15 protein-coding genes and 1 pseudogene are annotated in these 18,639 nt (G+C 73.6%); 4 read left to right on the forward strand and 12 right to left on the reverse strand.

Translation table 11 applies throughout. From position 1 onward, the window contains the following. Nucleotides 1-28 precede the first annotated feature (28 nt). The 6 genes from ACZ6ZI_RS02890 to hrcA all read right to left on the reverse strand — a co-directional run bounded on the left by ACZ6ZI_RS02890 (nucleotide 29) and on the right by hrcA (nucleotide 5,687). Nucleotides 29-931: a ribonuclease Z gene (locus ACZ6ZI_RS02890; protein ID WP_469514942.1), complete on the reverse strand. Its 903-nt coding sequence runs from the start codon at nucleotides 929-931 to the stop codon at nucleotides 29-31. 3 nt (nucleotides 932-934) lie between these two features. After that, a complete protein-coding gene (locus ACZ6ZI_RS02895; RefSeq protein WP_363061346.1) occupies nucleotides 935-1,294 on the reverse strand; it encodes a histidine triad nucleotide-binding protein in 360 nt (119 codons plus the stop codon). Between the two features lie 108 nt (nucleotides 1,295-1,402). Further along, nucleotides 1,403-2,146 (reverse strand): 16S rRNA (uracil(1498)-N(3))-methyltransferase, encoded by a 744-nt coding sequence (locus tag ACZ6ZI_RS02900; protein WP_469514945.1) that lies wholly within the window; start codon nucleotides 2,144-2,146, stop codon nucleotides 1,403-1,405. Then, nucleotides 2,143-3,234 carry a nitronate monooxygenase gene (locus tag ACZ6ZI_RS02905; protein WP_363061343.1) on the reverse strand — a complete coding sequence of 364 codons (1,092 nt, stop codon included), beginning with the start codon at nucleotides 3,232-3,234 and terminating at the stop codon, nucleotides 2,143-2,145. Before ACZ6ZI_RS02905 ends, ACZ6ZI_RS02900 begins: the two co-directional genes overlap by 4 nt. 296 nt (nucleotides 3,235-3,530) lie before the next feature. Next, nucleotides 3,531-4,670 (reverse strand): molecular chaperone DnaJ, encoded by a 1,140-nt coding sequence (dnaJ, locus tag ACZ6ZI_RS02910; protein ID WP_363061341.1) that lies wholly within the window; start codon nucleotides 4,668-4,670, stop codon nucleotides 3,531-3,533. Next, a complete protein-coding gene (gene hrcA, locus ACZ6ZI_RS02915) occupies nucleotides 4,671-5,687 on the reverse strand; it encodes a heat-inducible transcriptional repressor HrcA (RefSeq protein ID WP_469514949.1) in 1,017 nt (338 codons plus the stop codon). It lies immediately after the preceding gene. Between the two features lie 175 nt (nucleotides 5,688-5,862). Here hrcA and ACZ6ZI_RS02920 point away from each other — a divergent pair, with 175 nt between their 5' ends. Together ACZ6ZI_RS02920 and ACZ6ZI_RS02925 are read left to right on the forward strand one after the other, a co-directional pair. Further along, nucleotides 5,863-6,594, forward strand: a complete 732-nt coding sequence (locus tag ACZ6ZI_RS02920; protein ID WP_469514952.1) for an MBL fold metallo-hydrolase — start codon at nucleotides 5,863-5,865, stop codon at nucleotides 6,592-6,594. 28 nt (nucleotides 6,595-6,622) lie between these two features. Next, entirely contained in the window at nucleotides 6,623-7,420 is a 798-nt protein-coding gene (locus ACZ6ZI_RS02925; protein WP_363061336.1) for a DUF3097 domain-containing protein, read from the forward strand. Between the two features lie 145 nt (nucleotides 7,421-7,565). Here ACZ6ZI_RS02925 and hemW read toward each other — a convergent pair whose 3' ends face one another. The 3 genes from hemW to lepA form a co-directional block, all read right to left on the reverse strand. Continuing rightward, nucleotides 7,566-8,798: a radical SAM family heme chaperone HemW gene (gene hemW, locus ACZ6ZI_RS02930; RefSeq protein ID WP_363061334.1), complete on the reverse strand. Its 1,233-nt coding sequence runs from the start codon at nucleotides 8,796-8,798 to the stop codon at nucleotides 7,566-7,568. Between the two features lie 32 nt (nucleotides 8,799-8,830). Next, nucleotides 8,831-10,720, reverse strand: a complete 1,890-nt coding sequence (locus ACZ6ZI_RS02935) for an AMP-dependent synthetase/ligase (RefSeq protein WP_469514957.1) — start codon at nucleotides 10,718-10,720, stop codon at nucleotides 8,831-8,833. A 248-nt stretch (nucleotides 10,721-10,968) separates the two neighbouring features. After that, on the reverse strand, nucleotides 10,969-12,834 hold the full coding sequence (gene lepA / locus ACZ6ZI_RS02940) for a translation elongation factor 4 (protein ID WP_363061331.1): 1,866 nt from the start codon (nucleotides 12,832-12,834) through the stop codon (nucleotides 10,969-10,971). A 233-nt stretch (nucleotides 12,835-13,067) separates the two neighbouring features. On the opposite strand from lepA, the gene rpsT reads away from it, so the two are divergent. Then, a complete protein-coding gene (gene rpsT / locus ACZ6ZI_RS02945; RefSeq protein WP_266788134.1) occupies nucleotides 13,068-13,334 on the forward strand; it encodes a 30S ribosomal protein S20 in 267 nt (88 codons plus the stop codon). Between the two features lie 386 nt (nucleotides 13,335-13,720). Here the strand turns inward: rpsT and holA are convergent, their stop codons facing one another. Next, on the reverse strand, nucleotides 13,721-14,713 hold the full coding sequence (gene holA / locus ACZ6ZI_RS02950; RefSeq protein WP_363061420.1) for a DNA polymerase III subunit delta: 993 nt from the start codon (nucleotides 14,711-14,713) through the stop codon (nucleotides 13,721-13,723). Nucleotides 14,714-14,774: 61 nt separating this feature from the next. Between holA and ACZ6ZI_RS02955 the strand changes: the two genes are divergently transcribed. Continuing rightward, nucleotides 14,775-15,017 (forward strand): hypothetical protein, encoded by a 243-nt coding sequence (locus ACZ6ZI_RS02955; RefSeq protein WP_363061329.1) that lies wholly within the window; start codon nucleotides 14,775-14,777, stop codon nucleotides 15,015-15,017. 49 nt (nucleotides 15,018-15,066) lie between these two features. Here the strand turns inward: ACZ6ZI_RS02955 and ACZ6ZI_RS02960 are convergent, their stop codons facing one another. Next, the gene (locus tag ACZ6ZI_RS02960; protein WP_469514963.1) at nucleotides 15,067-15,948 is read right to left on the reverse strand and encodes a YceI family protein; all 882 of its coding nucleotides are present in this window, start codon (nucleotides 15,946-15,948) and stop codon (nucleotides 15,067-15,069) included. Nucleotides 15,949-16,066: 118 nt separating this feature from the next. Beyond that, nucleotides 16,067-18,463: pseudogene (locus ACZ6ZI_RS02965) on the reverse strand (ComEC/Rec2 family competence protein); the annotation flags it as partial. Nucleotides 18,464-18,639: the final 176 nt, after the last annotated feature.

The following is an 18,639-nucleotide window of genomic DNA, read 5'->3' on the forward strand; positions in this document are numbered from 1 at the left end:
CGCAGGTCGGGGCGGGGGCACGGCAGGCTCAGCGTTTCGGCAGGGCCACCCGCGCGAGGTCCGACGCGATGGTCAGCTCGCCCTCGAACCCCGCCCGCCGGGCCTGGCGTTCGAACTCCGACGGATCCCCGTAGCGCTGCGAGAAGTGCGTCAGCACGAGGGCGCGCACGCCCGCGTCCCGCGCCACCCGTGCCGCCTGGCCGGCCGTGAGGTGCCCGTGGTCCACCGCGAGGCGCTCGTCCTCGTCCAGGAACGTCGACTCGATGACGAGCATGTCGCAGCCCCGCGCGAGGGCGTCGACCCCCTCGCACAGCCGCGTGTCCATGACGAAGGCGAACCGCTGCCCCGCCCGGTGCTCGCTGACGTCCTCCAGGGTGACGGTCCCGAGGCGTCCCTCGCGCTGGATCCGACCGACGTCGGGGCCCTTGATCCCGTGCCGCGCGAGCAGCTCCGGCACCATCCGCCGCCCGTCCGGCTCCGTCACCCGGTAGCCGAAGGACTCCACCGGGTGCGACAGCTTCCGCGCCTCCAGCGTGTACGTCGGCCCGACCGCGAGCACCCCGTCGCGCTCCACCGGCTCCTCGGCCAGGGCCACCGTCTCCCGGTAGGCGGTCGCGTACCGCAGCCGGTCGAAGAACTTCTGCCCCGAGGCCGGGTAGTGCGCGGTGACCGGGTGCGGGACCTGGTCGAGGTTGATCCGCTGGATCACCCCGGCCAGTCCCAGGCTGTGGTCGCCGTGGAAGTGCGTGACGCAGATCCGGTTGATGTCGTGCGCCGCGACGCCGGCGCGCAGCATCTGGCGCTGCGTGCCCTCGCCGGGGTCGAAGAGGATGCCCTCGCCGTCCCAGCGCAGCAGGTAGCCGTTGTGGTTGCGGTGTCGGGTGGGGACCTGGCTGGCGGTGCCGAGGACCACGAACTCGCGTACGGACACGGTCTATCCGGGGGGCCACTGGAGGCCGCGGCCCCCGAGGACGTGGGCGTGGGCGTGCCAGACGGTCTGGCCGGCTCCGGAGCCGGTGTTGAAGACGATCCGGTAGCCGTGGTCGTCGATCTTCTCGTCGGCGGCGACCGCCCCGGCCTCGCGCAGTATGTCGGCGGCGACGGCCGGCTCGGCGGCGGCCAGGGAGGCGGCGTCCTTGTAGTGCGCCTTGGGGATGACCAGGACGTGCGTCGGCGCCTGCGGGTTGATGTCCCGGAAGGCGACCGTCGTCTCGGTCTCCCGGACCACCGTCGCGGGGATGGTCCCCGCGACGATCTTGCAGAACAGGCAATCCGCCTGAGGTTCCCCGGCCATGGCCGCGCCTCCCGTGATCGTGATCGGTCCGGGCATCGTATCGGCCCGGCCCGGGGTCGCGGACGGCCCGGGAGCGGACGGCGGCGGTCCGGGAGCGGGGCTCCGGGCCTACGCCCAGCGCCCCGTGCGCGCCAGCAGCACCGCCGCGGCCGCCGTACCGGCCGTCGACGTACGCAGCACCGAGCGGCCCAGCCGGTACGGCCGGGCCCCGGCCTCCGCGAAGACGGCCAGTTCCTCGGGCGACACCCCGCCCTCCGGGCCGACCACCAGCACCACCGAGCCCTTCTCGGGAAGTTCGGCCGTCGCCAGCGCCTGCGAGGGGGTGTCCCGGTCCTCGTGCAGGACCATCGCCAGATCGGCCCCCGCGAGGAGCGCCGCCACCTGCTTCGTGGACAGCGCCTCGGCCACCTCCGGGAACCGCACCCGGCGGGACTGCTTGCCCGACTCCCTTGCCGTGGCACGCCATTTGGCCAGGGACTTCGCCCCGCGTTCGCCGCGCCACTGGGTGATGCACCGGGAGGCCTGCCAGGGCACGATCGCGTCGACGCCGGTCTCCGTCATGGTCTCGACGGCCACCTCGCCCCGGTCGCCCTTGGGCAGCGCCTGCACCACCGTGATCCGTACGGCGGGCTCCTCCTCGCGCGACACCGCGGAGACGTCGACGACCAGCCGGTCCTTGCCCTCCGCCGCCGCGACGACGGCCTCCGCCCAGGCGCCCCGCCCGTCGGTGAGCACCACCGCCTCGCCGGGCGCGAGCCGCTTCACCGACACGGCGTGCCGGCCCTCGGGGCCCTCCAACACGAACCGCGGCCCCGCGGGGACCTCTTCGACCACGAACACGGGGGCCGTCATGACTCGCTCCTCATCTGCGTGGCCTGCACCACGCGCCGCGCCTCGGCCAGTTCGGCCGCGAGCACCTCCACCAACTGTCCGGCGGGCAGCGTGCGCGCCAGCCGGTGCCCCTGCCCCGCCCACAGGGCCATGCCCTGCGCGTCCCCGGCCGCCGCGGCCGCCTTGCGCAGCCCGGAGGTCATGTGGTGGAGCTGCGGGTAGGCCGCGGGCGCGTAGGGTCCGTGCTCGCGCACGAAGCGGTTGACGAGGCCGCGCGCGGGGCGCCCCGAGAAGGCCCGGGTGAGTTCCGTGTGCGGGAACATCGGGTCGGTCAGGGCCTTCTTGTGCAGGGGGTGCGCGCCGGACTCGGGGCAGGGCAGGAAGGCCGTGCCGAGCTGCGCCGCCTCCGCGCCGGCGGCGAGGACCGCGGCGAGCTGGGCGCCGCGCATCAGTCCGCCCGCCGCGATCAGCGGGAGGGCCACGGCCTCGCGCACCTGCGGCAGCAGGGCGAGCAGGCCGACGCCGGCGGTGCCGTCCGTCTCGGGGTCGTCGCGGTGGGTGCCCTGGTGGCCGCCCGCCTCCACGCCCTGGACGCACAGGCCGTCGGCGCCCGCGGCCTGTGCGGCGCGGGCCTCGTCGACGGAGGTCACGGTGACGATGGTGCGCGTACCGGCTCTGCGCAGGCGTTCCAGTACGGCGGGGGCGGGGCAGCCGAAGGTGAAGGAGACGACGGGGACCGGGTCCTCGACGAGGATGGCGAGCTTGGCCTCGTAGCCGTCGTCGCAGGTGCCGATGATGTCCTCTTCGGCGAGGGAGACCTCGTACCAGCCGGCCTCGCCGGCGAGCTGTCCGCGGTACGCCTCGACGGCCGCCTGGTCGACGTGGCCGGTCTGCGGCATGAAGAGGTTCACGCCGAAGGGGCGGCGGGTCAGGCCCCGGGTCTGTTTGATCTCCTGGTACATGCCGTCGGCGGTCTTGTACCCGCCGGCGAGGAAGCCCAGCCCTCCGGCCTCGGACACGGCCGCCGCGAGCGGGGGGCAGGAGGCGCCGCCCGCCATGGGGGCCTGCACGATCGGGTACGGGTGGAGACCGTTCGCTGCCAAGGACATGGACTGCATCGTGCCATGTCCCGCTCACGGGGCCGAATCACGGCATTCGCCTGGCATAGTCCGCCCCGTCCGGCGTTTCCGACGCCCCTCCCCCGACGGCCCGCGACCGGCTCCCGACCGCGTTCCGACCGCTCCGCGACCCGCTCGCGACCGTCCGGGGGACCACCGGGAAGCACCCTGGGGAGCCCCCGCGCACCCGCCCGGCGCCCGCCCTCCCGGAGCCGTCCCGAACGCGCGCGAGCCCGGTCCGGGAGGTCCGGACCGGGCTCGTACGACGCAGGGCGCGGGAGTACGGCTCAGCGGCCGTTGAAGGCGTCCTTCAGGCGGCTGAACAGCCCCTGCTGGCCGGGCGCGAACTGGCCCATCGGCCGCTCCTCGCCCCGCAGCTTGGCGAGCTGGCGCAGCAGTTCCTCCTGCTGGGAGTCCAGCTTGCCGGGGGTGGTGACCTCGACGTGGACGATCAGGTCGCCGCGCCCGCCGCCGCGCAGGTGCGTGACGCCGCGGCCGTGCAGCGGGATCGCCTGGCCGGACTGGGTGCCCGGGCGGATGTCGATCTCCTCCATGCCGTCCAGCGTCTCCAGCGGGCACTTGGTGCCCAGGGCCGCCGCCGTCATCGGGATGGTGACCGTGCAGTGCAGGTCGTCCCCGCGCCGCTGGAAGGTCGGGTGCGGCAGCTCGTGGATCTCGACGTACAGGTCGCCGGCGGGACCGCCGCCGGGGCCGACCTCGCCCTCGCCCGCGAGCTGGATCCGGGTGCCGTTCTCGACGCCGGCGGGGATCTTGACCGTCAGGTTGCGGCGGGAGCGGACCCGGCCGTCGCCCGCGCACTCGGGGCACGGGGTCGGGACCACGGTGCCGAAGCCCTGGCACTGCGGGCAGGGGCGCGAGGTCATGACCTGGCCCAGGAAGGACCGGGTGACCTGCGAGACCTCACCGCGACCGCGGCACATGTCGCACGTCTGCGCCGAGGTGCCGGGAGCGGCGCCCTCACCGGAGCAGGTGGTGCAGACGACGGCCGTGTCGACCTGGATGTCCTTGGTCGTGCCGAAGGCGGCCTCGTCCAGCTCCAGGTCGAGGCGGATCATGGCGTCCTGGCCGCGGCGGGTGCGCGAGCGCGGGCCGCGCTGCGAGGCCTGGCCGAAGAAGGCGTCCATGATGTCGGAGAAGTTGCCGAAGCCGCCCTGGCCGAAGCCGCCGGCGCCACCGCCGCCGCCCGAGGAGGACAGCGGGTCGCCGCCGAGGTCGTAGACCTGCTTCTTCTGCGGGTCCGAGAGGACCTCGTAGGCCGCGTTGATCTCCTTGAAGCGCTCTTGCGTCTTGGGATCGGGGTTCACGTCCGGGTGCAGCTCGCGCGCGAGCCGCCGGAAGGCCTTCTTGATCTCGTCCTGGGATGCGTCGCGGCGCACGCCGAGAACGGCGTAGTAGTCCGTGGCCACTTACGACTCCGCCAGGATCTGTCCGACGTAACGTGCCACTGCGCGTACCGCTCCCATCGTTCCGGGGTAGTCCATGCGGGTCGGTCCGACCACGCCGAGTTTGGCGACTGCCTCGCCGCCCGAACCGTAGCCGACGGAGACGACCGACGTGGAGTTGAGCCCCTCGTAGGCGTTCTCGTGACCGATCCGTACGGCCATCCCCGACTCACCGGCCTCGCCCAGCAGCTTCAGGAGCACCACGTGCTCCTCCAGCGCTTCGAGCACGGGCCTGATGGTCAAGGGAAAATCATGTCCGAAGCGAGTGAGGTTGGCGGTGCCGCCGATCATCAGCCGCTCCTCCGCCTCCTCGGCCAGCGTTTCGAGGAGGGTCGCCAGGACGGCCTTGACGGTCGCCCGGTCGTCGATCTCGAACGACTCCGGAAGGTCCTGCACGAGCTGCGGCACATCGGTGAACCGGCGGCCGACGACCCGGGAGTTCAGCCGCGCCCGCAGGTCGGCGAGCGAGGTGTCGGCGAACGGCGTCTGGGTGTCGACGAGCCGCTGCTCGACCCGCCCGGTGTCCGTGATCAGCACGAGCATCAGCCGGGCCGGGGACAGCGACAGCAGCTCGACGTGACGGACGGTGGAGCGGGTCAGGGACGGGTACTGGACGACGGCGACCTGGCGGGTGAGCTGCGCGAGCAGGCGCACCGTGCGGCCGACCACGTCGTCGAGGTCGACGGCGCCGTCGAGGAAGTTCTGGATGGCCCGACGCTCGGGCGTCGACAGCGGCTTGACGCCCGCCAGCCTGTCGACGAAGAGGCGGTAGCCCTTGTCCGTGGGGATGCGACCGGCGCTCGTGTGGGGCTGGGCGATGTAGCCCTCCTCCTCCAGCACGGCCATGTCGTTGCGCACGGTGGCGGGCGAGACGCCGAGGCGGTGGCGCTCGGTGAGGGCCTTGGAGCCGACGGGCTCCTCCGTCCCGACGTAGTCCTGGACGATGGCGCGCAGCACTTCGAGCCTGCGTTCACTGAGCATCGCGCACACCTCCGGATGCGGGTCGGTCGTCGGTCGGGCGGCCGTGGCGAGGCGCCGCTGGGTTCTCCGGTCTTCGTTGGCACTCTGCGCGTGCGAGTGCCAGAGATCCCCCGGTCAGTGTACGGCCGGGTGGTACGCCGCGGGCAAGGGTGGCCCGCCAGGGTAGCGTCACGCCATGGACGTGCGATGGGAAGAGGCCGGCTGGGAACGGTTGACCGGACGGGTCGGCCGCAGGCGTCTGCCGGTGTGGGACTGCACCGTGGGACTGGTGGTGGGGGACGGGGCGACGCTCCTGATCGACCCCGGATCGTGTGTACGCGAGGGGGCCGGGCTACGGGCCGAGGCGGAGCGGCTGACCGGCGGGCGCGTGACCCATGTCGCATTCACCCACGGACATTTCGACCACGTGCTGGGCGCGCCCGCGTTCGCCGGCGCGGAGTCCTACGGCGCGGTCGGGCTGGACCGGCTGCTGGGGACCCCCACGGGCCGCGAGGAGCTGCGCGCGAGCGCGGTGCGCCATGGCCTGGACCCGGCGGAGGCGGCGGAGTCCGTGGAGCTCGTACGGGCGCCCCGGCACCTCGTGTCGGGCGAGTGGACGCTGGACCTGGGCGGGGTGCAGGTGCTGCTGGCCAACGTGGGTCCGGCGCACTCGTGGCACGACCTGGCCGTCTTCGTGCCGGGCGAGCGCGAGACGGTGTTCTGCGGGGACCTGGTCGAGGAGTCGGGCGAGCCCCAGGCCGGTCGGGACGCGGTCCCGGGGCAGTGGCCGGCCGCGATGGACCGGCTGTTGTCGCTCGGCGGACCGGACGCGCGGTACGTACCGGGTCACGGCGCGGTGGTCGGGGCGGACTTCGTACGTGAGCAACGCGACACTCTGGCGGCCCTGTTCGGCGTGTCGGGCCCCTGAGCGCGGCGGCTCTCCTAGGGTCGGCCGGATGCGCGAGTACTCCCCCGATCTGACCCCGCAGTGGAAGCGGCCCAAGGCCGTTCCCGAGGTTCCCGCCGACCCCGACCTGGTGGTGGAGGTGGCCGGTACGGACTTCTGCGGCGCGGTGGTGGCCTGCGAGGCGGGCACGGTGACCCTGGAGGACCGCTTCGGCAAGCGGCGGGTGTTCCCGCTGGAGCCGCGCGGCTTCCTGCTGGAGGGCGCGGTGGTGACGCTGACCCGCCCCGGGCGGGCGCCGGCCGCTCCCGCGCGCACGGCGTCGGGTTCGCTGGCGGTGCCGGGCGCCCGGGCCCGGGTGGCCCGGGCCGGGCGGATCTACGTGGAGGGCCGGCACGACGCCGAGCTGGTCGAGCGGGTCTGGGGCGACGACCTGCGGATCGAGGGCGTGGTCGTGGAGTACCTGGAGGGCGTCGACGACCTCCCGGCGGTGGTGGCGGAGTTCGGCCCGGCCCCGGACGCCCGGCTGGGGGTCCTGGTGGACCACCTGGTGCCGGGCTCGAAGGAGTCCCGCATCGCGGCGGCGGTGACCTCCCCGGACGTGCTGATCGTCGGTCACCCGTACGTGGACGTGTGGCAGGCGGTGAAGCCGTCCGCGCTCGGCATCCCGGCGTGGCCGACCGTGCCGCGCGGCCGGGACTGGAAGACGGGCGTCTGCGCGGCGCTCGGCTGGCCGGAGAACACCGGGGCCGCCTGGCAGCACATCCTGTCCCGCGTGACCTCGTACAAGGACCTGGAGCCCACCCTGCTCGGCGCGGTGGAGCACCTCATCGACCACGTCACGTCCTGAGGCCCCGCACGGGGCCCGCGCGGCCCGTCAGCGCGCCGGCCGCGCCGGGCTCGGCCGCGAGGGCGCCGAGGCCCGCACGGGGCCGCTGCCGCCCGTTGCCGGCGCCGCCCGCGCCGCGGGGCGGGCGGGCGGGCGGGCGGCCGGGTCAGTCGACCAGGTCCCGCACCACGGCGTCGGCCAGCAGTCGCCCGCGCAGGGTCAGCACCGCCCGCCCCGCGTCGTAGGGGGTGGGTTCCAGCAGCCCGTCGGCCAGGGCCTTCGCGGCGGCGCGGAGCCCGGCGGGGGCGAGCAGCGACAGCGGGACGCCGTCGACCAGCCGCAGCTCCAGCAGGATCCGCTCGACGCGCCGGTCCTCGGCGGAGAGCAGTTCGCGCCCCGCGCCCGGGGAGCGGCCCTCGGCCAGCGCGGCCGCGTAGGCGCCGGGGTGCTTGACGTTCCACCACCGCACGCCGCCGACGTGGGAGTGCGCGCCGGGCCCGGCGCCCCACCAGTCGGCGCCGCGCCAGTACAGCTCGTTGTGCAGGCACCGGCCGGCCTCGGAGGTCGCCCAGTTCGACACCTCGTACCAGTGGTAGCCGGCCTCCGCCATGACGGAGTCGGCGATCAGGTACCGGTCGGCGTGGACGTCGTCGTCGGTCATCGGGACCTCGCCGCGGCGGATCCGCCGGGCCAGCTGGGTGCCCTCCTCGACGATCAGGGCGTACGCGCTGACGTGGTCGGGCCCGGCGCCCAGCGCGGCGTCCAGGGAGGCCCGCCAGTCGTCGTCGGACTCGCCGGGGGTGCCGTAGATCAGGTCCAGGTTGACGTGCTCGAAGCCGGCGGCGCGGGCCTCGGCCACGCAGGCCTCGGGGCGGCCCGGGGTGTGGGTGCGGTCGAGGACCTTCAGCACGTGCCGTTTGGCGCTCTGCATGCCGAAGGAGACCCGGTTGAACCCGCCGGCGCGCAGTTCGGCGAGGTAGCGCGGGTCCACCGACTCCGGGTTGGCCTCGGTGGTGATCTCGGCGTCCTCGGCGAGGCCGAACTCCTCGCGGATGGCCGCGAGCATGCGGACGAGGTCGGCGGCGGGCAGCAGGGTGGGCGTGCCGCCGCCGACGAAGACCGTGCGCACGGACCTCGGGTCGTCGCCGAGCACCTTGCGGGCCAGGCGGACCTCGTCGATCAGGGTGTCGGCGTAGTTCTCGCGGGAGGCGAGGACGCCGCCGGTGCCGCGCAGCTCGGTGGCGGTGTAGGTGTTGAAGTCGCAGTACCCGCAGCGGGTGGCGCAGTACGGGACGTGCAGGTAGAACCCGAGCGGCCGGTCCGGGGCGCCGGTGAGGGCGTGCGCGGGCAGCGAGCCGTCTTCGGGCATGGGGTCACCGTCGGGCAGTGCGGAAGGCATGTGGCCATTGTCCCGCACTGCCCCATGGTCGTTTACGCCTCGCGGGAGCCCTCGTACATCTCCTCGATGAGGTGCTTGAACTCGCGCTCGACGACGGGCCGCTTCAGCTTGAGGCTGGGCGTGAGGTCGCCGTGCTCCACATCCAGGTCGCGCGGCAGGATGCGGAACTTCTTGACCGTCTGCCAACGCTGGAGGCCCTCGTTGAGGGTCTGGACGTAGGTCTCGACGAGACGGTTGGTCTCGGGGGCGGCCAGGACCTGCGCGTACGTCCTGCCCTCCAGCCCGTTCTCGGCGGCCCAGCCCAGGATCGCGGGCTCGTCGAGGGCGATGAGGGCCGAGCAGAAGTTCCGGTCGGCGCCGTGGACGACGATCGTCGACACGAACGGGCAGATCGCCTTGAACTGGCCCTCGATCTCGGCCGGGGCGACGTACTTGCCGCCCGAGGTCTTGATCAGGTCCTTCTTGCGGTCGGTGATGCGCAGGTAGCCGTCGGGCGACAGCTCCCCGATGTCGCCGGTGTGCAGCCAGCCGTCGCTCTCCAGGACCTCGGAGGTCTTGTCGGGCTGACGGTGGTAGCCCTGCATGATGCCGGGGCCGCGGAGCAGGACCTCGCCGTCGTCGGCGATGCGCACCTCGGTGCCGGGGAGCGGCTTGCCGACGGTGCCGGTGCGGTAGGCCTCGCCGGGGTTGACGAAGGAGGCGGCGCTCGACTCGGTGAGTCCGTAGCCCTCCAGGATGTGGATGCCCGCGCCGGAGAAGAAGAAGCCGATCTCGGGGGCGAGGGCGGAGGCGCCGGAGACGGCGGCGCGCAGGTTGCCGCCGAAGGCGTCGCGGAGCTTGGAGTAGACGAGCGCGTCGGCGACCTTGTGCTTGGTGCTGAGGCCGAGGGGCGCGGTGGCGCGGCCGGTGCGGCGGTAGTTGTCCTGGGTGACCTTGGCGTACTCGCGGGCGACGCCCACCGACCACTTGAAGATCTTGTACTTGGCGCCGCCGCCGGCGCGGGCCTTGGCGGCCACGCCGTTGTAGACCTTCTCGAAGATGCGCGGGACGGCCGCCATGTAGGTGGGCTGGACGACCGGCAGGTTCTCGATGATCTTGTCGATGCGGCCGTCGACGGCGGTGACGTGACCGACCTCGATCTGGCCGGAGGTGAGCACCTTGCCGAAGACGTGGGCCAGCGGCAGCCACAGGTACTGGATGTCGTCCTTGGTGATCAGGCCGGTGGCCACGGTGGCCTTGGCCATGTACGACCAGTTGTCGTGCGGCAGGCGTACGCCCTTGGGGCGGCCGGTGGTGCCGGAGGTGTAGATGAGGGTGGCGAGCTGGTCGGCGGTGATGGCCGCGATCCGCTCCCTGACGGCCTCGGGGTGCTTGGCGAGGTGCTCCTTGCCGCGCGCCTCCAGCTCGGCCAGGGTCAGCACCCAGCCCTCGGGGTCGCCGGCCTCGGGCTCGACGCCGGCCCCGTCGATGACCACGACGTGGATCAGGTTCGGCAGGTCGGCGCGCCGCTCCCGGGCCTTGGCCAGCTGGGCGGCGTCCTCGGCGATCAGCACCCGGCTCTCGGAGTCGGCGAGGATGAACGCCGACTCGTCGGCGTTGGTGCTCGGGTAGATCGTGGTGACGGCACCGCCCGCGCACATCACGCCCAGGTCGCAGAGGATCCACTCGACGCGGGTGTTGGAGGCGAGCGCGACGCGCTCCTCCGAACCCAGGCCCAGCGAGACCAGTCCGGCGGCGATCGCGAACACGCGGTCGGCGGCCTGGCCCCAGCTGAGCGACTTCCACTCCTCGGGGCCGCCCTCCGGTCCGGCCGGCACCGGGAAGCGGTAGGCCTCGCCGTTGGGGGTGGCGGCGACGCGGTCAAGGAAGAGGGCCGCCACGGTGGGCGGACGGTTCTCGATCATGGTCTGTGTGTCGCTCACGACATCCTCCGGACCGGTCCACGCGACGGGGCGTGGGCGTGGGGCGCTTGGGCAGGCAGGGTTTTCAGACGGGCGGATTTCTTAACTGGCGAGTAACCATCGAGCAGTGATCAGACTAGAGGCCGCGTGCCCGACGCGTAAGACTCCCCGAGCGGCCGGTTCATAACGAAAAGGGCCCTCGCGCGTACGCACGGGGGCCCTTCCGCGTGACACCGGACGGGGGCTGGGCCCCCTCCCCGGTGTCGGCGCTACTTCTTCTTGCCGGTCGACTCGTCGCTGGACAGGACGGCGATGAAGGCCTCCTGCGGGACCTCCACGGAGCCGACCATCTTCATCCGCTTCTTGCCCTCCTTCTGCTTCTCCAGCAGCTTCCGCTTGCGGGAGATGTCACCGCCGTAGCACTTGGCGAGGACGTCCTTGCGGATGGCGCGGATGGTCTCGCGGGCGATGACGCGGGAGCCGATCGCGGCCTGGACCGGCACCTCGAAGGCCTGCCGCGGGATGAGCTCGCGCAGCTTGGCGACCAGGCGCACGCCGTAGGCGTAGGCGGCGTCCTTGTGGCAGACGGCGGAGAAGGCGTCGACCTTGTCGCCGTGCAGCAGGATGTCGACCTTGACCAGGCTGGAGGACTGCTCGCCGGTGGGCTCGTAGTCCAGCGAGGCGTAGCCGCGCGTCTTGGACTTCAGCTGGTCGAAGAAGTCGAAGACGATCTCCGCGAGAGGCAGGGTGTAGCGGATCTCGACGCGGTCCTCGGAGAGGTAGTCCATGCCGAGCAGGGTGCCGCGACGCTGCTGGCAGAGCTCCATGATGGCGCCGATGAACTCGGTCGGGGCGAGCACGGTGGCGCGGACGACCGGCTCGAACACGTCCGAGATCTTGCCCTCGGGGAACTCGCTCGGGTTGGTGACGGTGACCTCCTTGCCGTCCTCCAGCACCACCCGGTAGACCACGTTGGGCGCGGTCGCGATGAGGTCGAGGCCGAACTCGCGCTCCAGGCGCTCGCGGACCACGTCCAGGTGCAGCAGGCCGAGGAAGCCGACGCGGAAGCCGAAGCCGAGGGCCGCGGAGGTCTCCGGCTCGTAGACGAGCGCGGCGTCGTTGAGCTGGAGCTTGTCCAGGGCCTCGCGCAGGTCCGGGTAGTCCGATCCGTCCAGCGGGTACAGGCCCGAGAAGACCATGGGCTTCGGGTCCTTGTAGCCGCCGAGGGCCTCGGTCGCGCCGTTGTGCAGGCTGGTGATCGTGTCACCGACCTTGGACTGACGGACGTCCTTCACGCCGGTGATGATGTAGCCCACCTCGCCGACGCCGATGCCGTCGGCCGGGGTCATCTCCGGGGAGGAGACGCCGATCTCCAGCAGCTCGTGCGTGGCGCCGGTGGACATCATGCGGATGCGCTCGCGCTTGTTGAGCTGGCCGTCGACCACACGGACGTAGGTGACCACGCCGCGGTAGGAGTCGTAGACCGAGTCGAAGATCATCGCGCGGGCGGGGGCGTCCTTGACGCCGACCGGGGCCGGAACGGTCGCGACGACCTTGTCGAGCAGGGCGTCGACGCCCATGCCCGTCTTGGCGGAGACGCGCAGCACGTCCTCGGGCTGGCAGCCGACCAGGTTCGCCAGCTCCTCGGCGAACTTCTCCGGCTGGGCGGCCGGCAGGTCGATCTTGTTGAGGACGGGGACGATCGCGAGGTCGTTCTCCATCGCCAGGTACAGGTTGGCGAGGGTCTGGGCCTCGATGCCCTGGGCGGCGTCGACGAGGAGGATCGTGCCCTCGCACGCCGCGAGGGAGCGCGAGACCTCGTAGGTGAAGTCGACGTGACCCGGGGTGTCGATCATGTTCAGGATGTGCGTGTTGCCCTGGCCCTCGCCCGTCGTGGGCGCCCAGGGCAGACGGACAGCCTGCGACTTGATCGTGATGCCGCGCTCACGCTCGATGTCCATGCGGTCGAGGTACTGGGCACGCATCTGCCGCTGGTCGACGACACCGGTGAGCTGGAGCATCCGGTCGGCGAGGGTCGACTTGCCGTGGTCGATGTGCGCGATGATGCAGAAGTTGCGGATCAGAGCCGGGTCGGTACGGCTCGGCTCGGGCACGTGGCTGGGGATCGCGGGCACGCAGTGTCCTGATTCTCGGTCGCAGTCGGAAGCGTCGGTCGGTCGCGTCGGTCGGTCCTGATCGGATCCTTCGGATCGATACGCAGACTCCCATGGTCCCATGGACGGGGCAGTGCGCTCGGTTTGGGCCGGTCGGAGCGCGCCTGGTAGCCTGGGCAGCTGTGTCTCGTATGCCCTCTCAGCTGTCGGGACACAATCCGAAGATCAAACTCTGAACCTGAAAAGGCTCTTTCGTGGCGAACATCAAGTCCCAGATCAAGCGGAACAAGACGAACGAGAAGGCGCGCCTGCGCAACAAGGCCGTCAAGTCCTCGCTCAAGACCGCGATCCGCAAGGCCCGCGAGGCCGTCCTCGCCGGTGACGTCGAGAAGGCCACCGTGGCTTCCCGCGCCGCCGCGCGTGCGCTCGACAAGGCTGTCTCGAAGGGTGTCATCCACAAGAACGCCGCCGCCAACAAGAAGTCGGCGCTGGCCTCCAAGGTTGCCACCCTCCAGGGCTGAGCTCCTGATGTGAATCGCCGGTAAGGACCCAGCGGGCCCTCTCTCCCGCTCCGGACCGGCCCCCGCGCCGCACGCGGCCTGCGTTCGCCACGCGGGTGCGGCGCACACCAGCAGTGGTCGAAGGCCCCGGCCCCTCCCTTCCCCAGGGAGGAGCCGGGGCCTTCGTCATGCCCGCGCCGCCCGACCGGCACCCGCGCACGGCACGGCACGGGACCGCACGGGGACGGCACGGAGCCGGGAGCGGTACGGAAGACCCGGCCACGAGGCGAGGGGCGGGGGCGGGACCGCGCCGGGCGGCGGGTCCGGGACGGGACCCTGCCGGGGGACGGGTCCGGGACGGGACCCGTGACGGGCGTACGGGCGCTACGGGGCGCTGCGGGGCCGCCTCAGCGGCGTTGGGGGCGGGCCGCGCGGGCCACCGCCACGACGGCCTTCTCCAGGGCGTACTCGGGGTCGTCGCCCCCGCCCTTGACCCCCGCGTCCGCCAGCGCCACCGCGCGCAGGGCGTCCGAGACGGCGTCCGCGGACCAGCCCCGCATCTGCTGCCGGACCCGGTCGATCTTCCACGGCGGCATGCCGAGGTCCCGGGCGAGATCACCGGGACGGGCCCCGCGCGGCGCGGAGGCGAGCTTGCCGATCGCCCGCACCGCCTGGGCCAGGGCGCTGGTGATCAGGACCGGTGCCACGCCCGTCGACAGGGACCAGCGCAACGCTTCGAGGGCCTCGGCCGCGCGCCCCTCGACGGCCCGGTCGGCGACCGTGAAGCTGGAGGCCTCGGCCCGCCCGGTGTAGTAGCGGCCCACGACGGCCTCGTCGATGGTGCCCTCGACATCCGCGCACAGCTGCGCCACCGCGCTCGCCAGCTCCCGCAGGTCGCTGCCGATGGCGTCGACCAGGTTCTGGCAGGCGTCGGGGGTCGCGGAACGACCCAGCGTCCGGAACTCGCCCCGCACGAACGACAGTCGGTCCGCGGCCTTCGTCATCTTCGGGCAGGCCACCTCGCGGGCACCCGCCTTGCGCGCGGCGTCCAGGACCGCCTTGCCCTTGACCCCACCGGCGTGCAGGAGGACCAGCGCGATCTCCTCGTACGGATCGGCGAGGTAGGCCTTGAGCTCCTTGACCGTCTCCGCGCCCAGGTCCTGCGCGCCGCGCACGATCAGGACCTTGCGCTCGGAGAACAGCGAGGGGCTCGTCAGCTCGGCCAGCGTGCCGGGCTGGAGCTGATCGGAGGTGAGGTCGCGCACATCGGTGTCGGCGTCGGCCGCGCGCGCGGCCGTCACCACCTCGCGCACCGCACGGTCGAGGAGCAGGTCCTCCTGCCCCACCGCGAGGGTGATCGGGGCGAGGAGATCGTCGGTGGAGTTCTTCCTGGTGGCCATCGCCCCCAGCATCCCACGACGCACCGACAGTCCCCCGCGCCCGGTGCCCGAGAATGGTCGGGTGAACGTGCGACATGTACTGGTCCTGCCCGACCGCGACGCCGCCGAAGAGGTGGCCCAGGAGGCCGTCGACCGCTTCGGCCTGCCCGAGGAACCCCAGCTGGTCCGCGACGCCCTCGCCGGCGAGGACGACGCCGAGGACGCCCAGTGGCTGGTCGTCGTGGAGGACCCGAGGGAACGGCTCGACACCGGCGCCCTGGACGACCTCGCCGCCGAGTACGAGGGCTGGCTGGAAGCCCCGTAGACCACCGCCCGGCCCCGACCGGGCCGGGCCCTCGCCCGCGGCCCGCGTCCTACGCCTTGTGGACGATCTGCACGTCGAGCGTCACGTCGACGCTGGAGCCGATCGCCGCGACGCCGTGGGCCAGGATCGACTGCCAGTTCAGCGTGAAGTCCTCGCGGTGCAGTTCCGCCGTGGCCCGGCAGGCCGCCCTCGGTTCGCCCTCCAGGCCCGTGCCGTGCCCCAGGTACTGGGTGTCCAGGGTGACGGAACGGCTGACGCCGTGCAGGGTGAGGGCCCCCGCGACCGCCCACCGGCTGCCGCTGCGGTGGATGAACCGCTCACTGTAGAACTCCACCGTGGGGTGGCGGGCCGCGTCCAGGAAGTCGGCGGAGCGCAGGTGGTCGTCCCGCATCCGCAGACCGGTGTCGATGCTCGCCGCGTCGATGATCACGTGCATGGAGGAGTCCTCCATCCGCTCCGCGATGCGGACCGCGCCGGCGAAGGTCGTGAACCGGCCGTGGATCCGGGCGAACCCGATGTGCCGGGCGGAGAAGGCGATCGACGAGTGCGTCGGGTCCAGCTCCCAGTGGCCGGGCGCCGGCAGCCTCGGCGGCTCCACCGCGTCCAGGATGATCTCGGCGGTCCCGGGCTGCGCCGGGTCCCCGACGAGCGTCGCCCCGTGGAACGGCGCGTAGCCCTCGGCGGTGACGGACAGCCGGTACTCCCCCTCCGGCACGGCGGCGGTGAACCCGCCGTACGGGTCCGTCTCCCCGCTGACGACCCGTCTGCCGATCGGGTCCGTCACCTCGAACTTCGCCTGTCGGACCGGCTGGTGGACCGTGTCGAGGACCCGACAGCTCAACAGCTTCGCCGTGGGCGGCAACGTCAGAGTGGCGGATGTCTGTGAACCGGCACTTCCGACCGTCTCCATCCCCCGTCGGCGACCGAACATGGCTGATGCACCCCCGTGCTGTGTGGACTTGGACCGCTCTGGCGAAGACGCATTCGATCATGCTGTCGGGTTGGGGGCAAACAGAATGGTCGCGCCCGGTATGCCCGGGCCGCCGGCGACGCCGGCCGGCCGGGAACGCACGCATCCCCGCGCCGCTCCCGGCGACCGCCACGGAACCGTCCCGGTCGGTGCGCAGCACCGTCGTCCCCCGCTCCCGCAACCGGCCGACGGTGCTCGGCGCGGGATGCCCGTAGCGGTTGCCGGCGCCGACGGGAACGATCGCGATCCGGGGTCGGATCCGGTCCTGGAGACCGGGGTCCTGGTGGGCCGATCCGTGGTGGGCGACCTTCAGGACGTCCACCGGCCCCAGCTCGGGATGGCTTTGCAGAAGGGCCTGTTGGGAAGGCGGTTCGAGGTCGCCGAGGAGCAGCAGCGTCACCCCCGACGTGCGGACCAGCAGGGCCACGCTCGCGTCGTTGGGCCCGCGCGGCGCCGGCCCGGACCCCCTCGGCCACAGCACCTCCCACCCGAGCCTGCCGACCTGCCGGCGCTCGCCCGCGAGCGCGGGTACGACGGGCACCCCGGCGGCGGCCGCCGCCCGCCGGACGGCCCGCGCGCGCTCCGGCGGCTCCTCCACCGTGGTGGTTTGAATCACACCCACCGACCGGCCCCTCAACACGCCCGCGAGTCCTCCGACGTGGTCGGCGTGGAAGTGCGTCAGCAGGAGCAGCGGCACCCGGTGGACCCCGAGGGACCGCAGGCAGGCGTCCACCGGTCGCGGGTCCGGTCCGGCGTCGACCACGACGGCCGTCCCGGGGGCGACGGCCAGCACGGCGGCGTCCCCCTGGCCGACCGCGCACTGCACGTAGCTCCAGTCCGGCGGCGGCCAGCCGGTGAGCGCCCGCGTGAGCTGCGGCGGTCGCAGTACGGCGACCAGCAGCAGGATCGCCACGGCCGCGCACACGGCACGCCGCCGGCCGAACCGCGCCGCGAGCCCCACGAGGACCACCGTGACCGCCCCGAGCAGCAGCGCGCCCCGCGGCCCGCCGGGCCAGGGCACCTCCGCCCCCGGCAGTCCGGCCCCGCCCCGCGCCACGGCGGCGATCCACCGGGCCGGCACCCCCGCGCACCAGGCGAGCACCCGCGCCGCCGGCATCCACAGCGGGGCGACGGCGAGGGTCGCGAATCCGAGCACCGTCGCCGGTCCCGCCGCGAGTTCCGCCAGCAGGTTGCACGGCACCGCGACGAGGCTGACCCGGGCGGACAGCAGCACCACCACGGGCGCGCACACCGCCTGCGCGGCGGCGGCCGCCCCCAGCGCGTCGGCCGTGCGCGCGCCCACGCCCCGCCGCCGCAGGGCCGCGCTCCACCGGGGCCCGAGGGTGAGCAGGGCCCCGGTGGCCAGGACCGACAGCAGGAATCCGTAACCGCGGGCCAGCCACGGGTCGTAGAGCACGAGCAGCAGCACCGCCCCGGCCAGTGCCGGCACGAGCGACCTCCGCCGGCCGGTACCGAGGGCCAGCAGGGTGATCGCCCCGCACGCCGCGGCCCGCAACACGCTCGGCTCGGGCCGGCACACCACGACGAAGCCCAGCGTGAGGGCTGCCCCGCACAGGGCCGTGGCCCTCAGCGACAGCCCCAGGCGGGGCGCGAGCCCCCGCCGCTCGACGAGCCGCGCGCGGGCCGGGGGCCCGATCAGCAGGCACAGCACCACGGTGAGGTTGGAGCCGGAGACGGCCAGCAGGTGCAGCAGGTCGGTGGCCCTGAACGCCTCGCGCAGGTCGTCGGGGACCCCGGAGGTGTCCCCGACCACCAGCCCGGGCAGCAGCGCCCGCGCGTCGGGCGCGAGCTCCCGAACGGCCTCTCGCAGCCCCGCGCGCAGGCTCCCGGCGAACCGCTGGGCGGCGTCGGGCCCGCCGGTCACCTCGGGCGGCGCGTCCCCGGCCGGGCGGACCAGCGCCACGGCCCGCTCCCCGCCCCGGGTCGGAGCCAGGGCGGCGACCACCTCGACCCGGGTCGACGGCAGCAGCCCGGCCCAGTCGGGATGCGCGGCCGACACCCGTACCGGGGTCACGGTCCGCGTCCGCGTCCCGTCGGGGCCCCGCACCGCCGTCACCACCGCGTCCAGCATCACCCCCGGCGGGCCGTTCCCGCCCCGGGTGGCGCGGGGGTCGGAGCCGACGGTGAGTTCCAACAGGACCCGGGCGTGCTCCCGGGCCAGCCCCGCCACGGGCCCCGCCCGCGCCTCGGCCCGCTCCAGCCCGGCCACCCCCGCGCCCGCGGCCGCGCACAGCAGGGCGGCGGCCGCGGCCGTACCGACCCGCCACAGGGGCTGCGGACGGCGCCGGCCGGCGAGCAGCAGCGCCCCCGCCGCGACCACCGCGAGCACCACCCCGACGGCGGTCCAGTGCCCCGGGGCCCCGAGGGCCAGGGCGGTGGCGGCCCAGGCGGCCCCGGCCGGCACCGCGAGCCGCAGATCGACCGGACGCCCCTCCTCCGCCCCGGCCCCTTCCAGCCCGACGGCGGTCGCCCCGCCCCCGGCGGACCCGACCGCACCGGACCCGACCGCACCGGGCCCGACCGCACCGGGCCCGACCCCGGCGGTCCCGACCCCGGCGATCCCGACCGCACCCGCCCGTCCCGCACCGAACCCGCCCCCGCGCGCACCACCCCCCTCGGACGGCACCCGCC

The sequence above is a fragment of the Streptomyces sp. NPDC103540 genome (assembly GCF_055584445.1).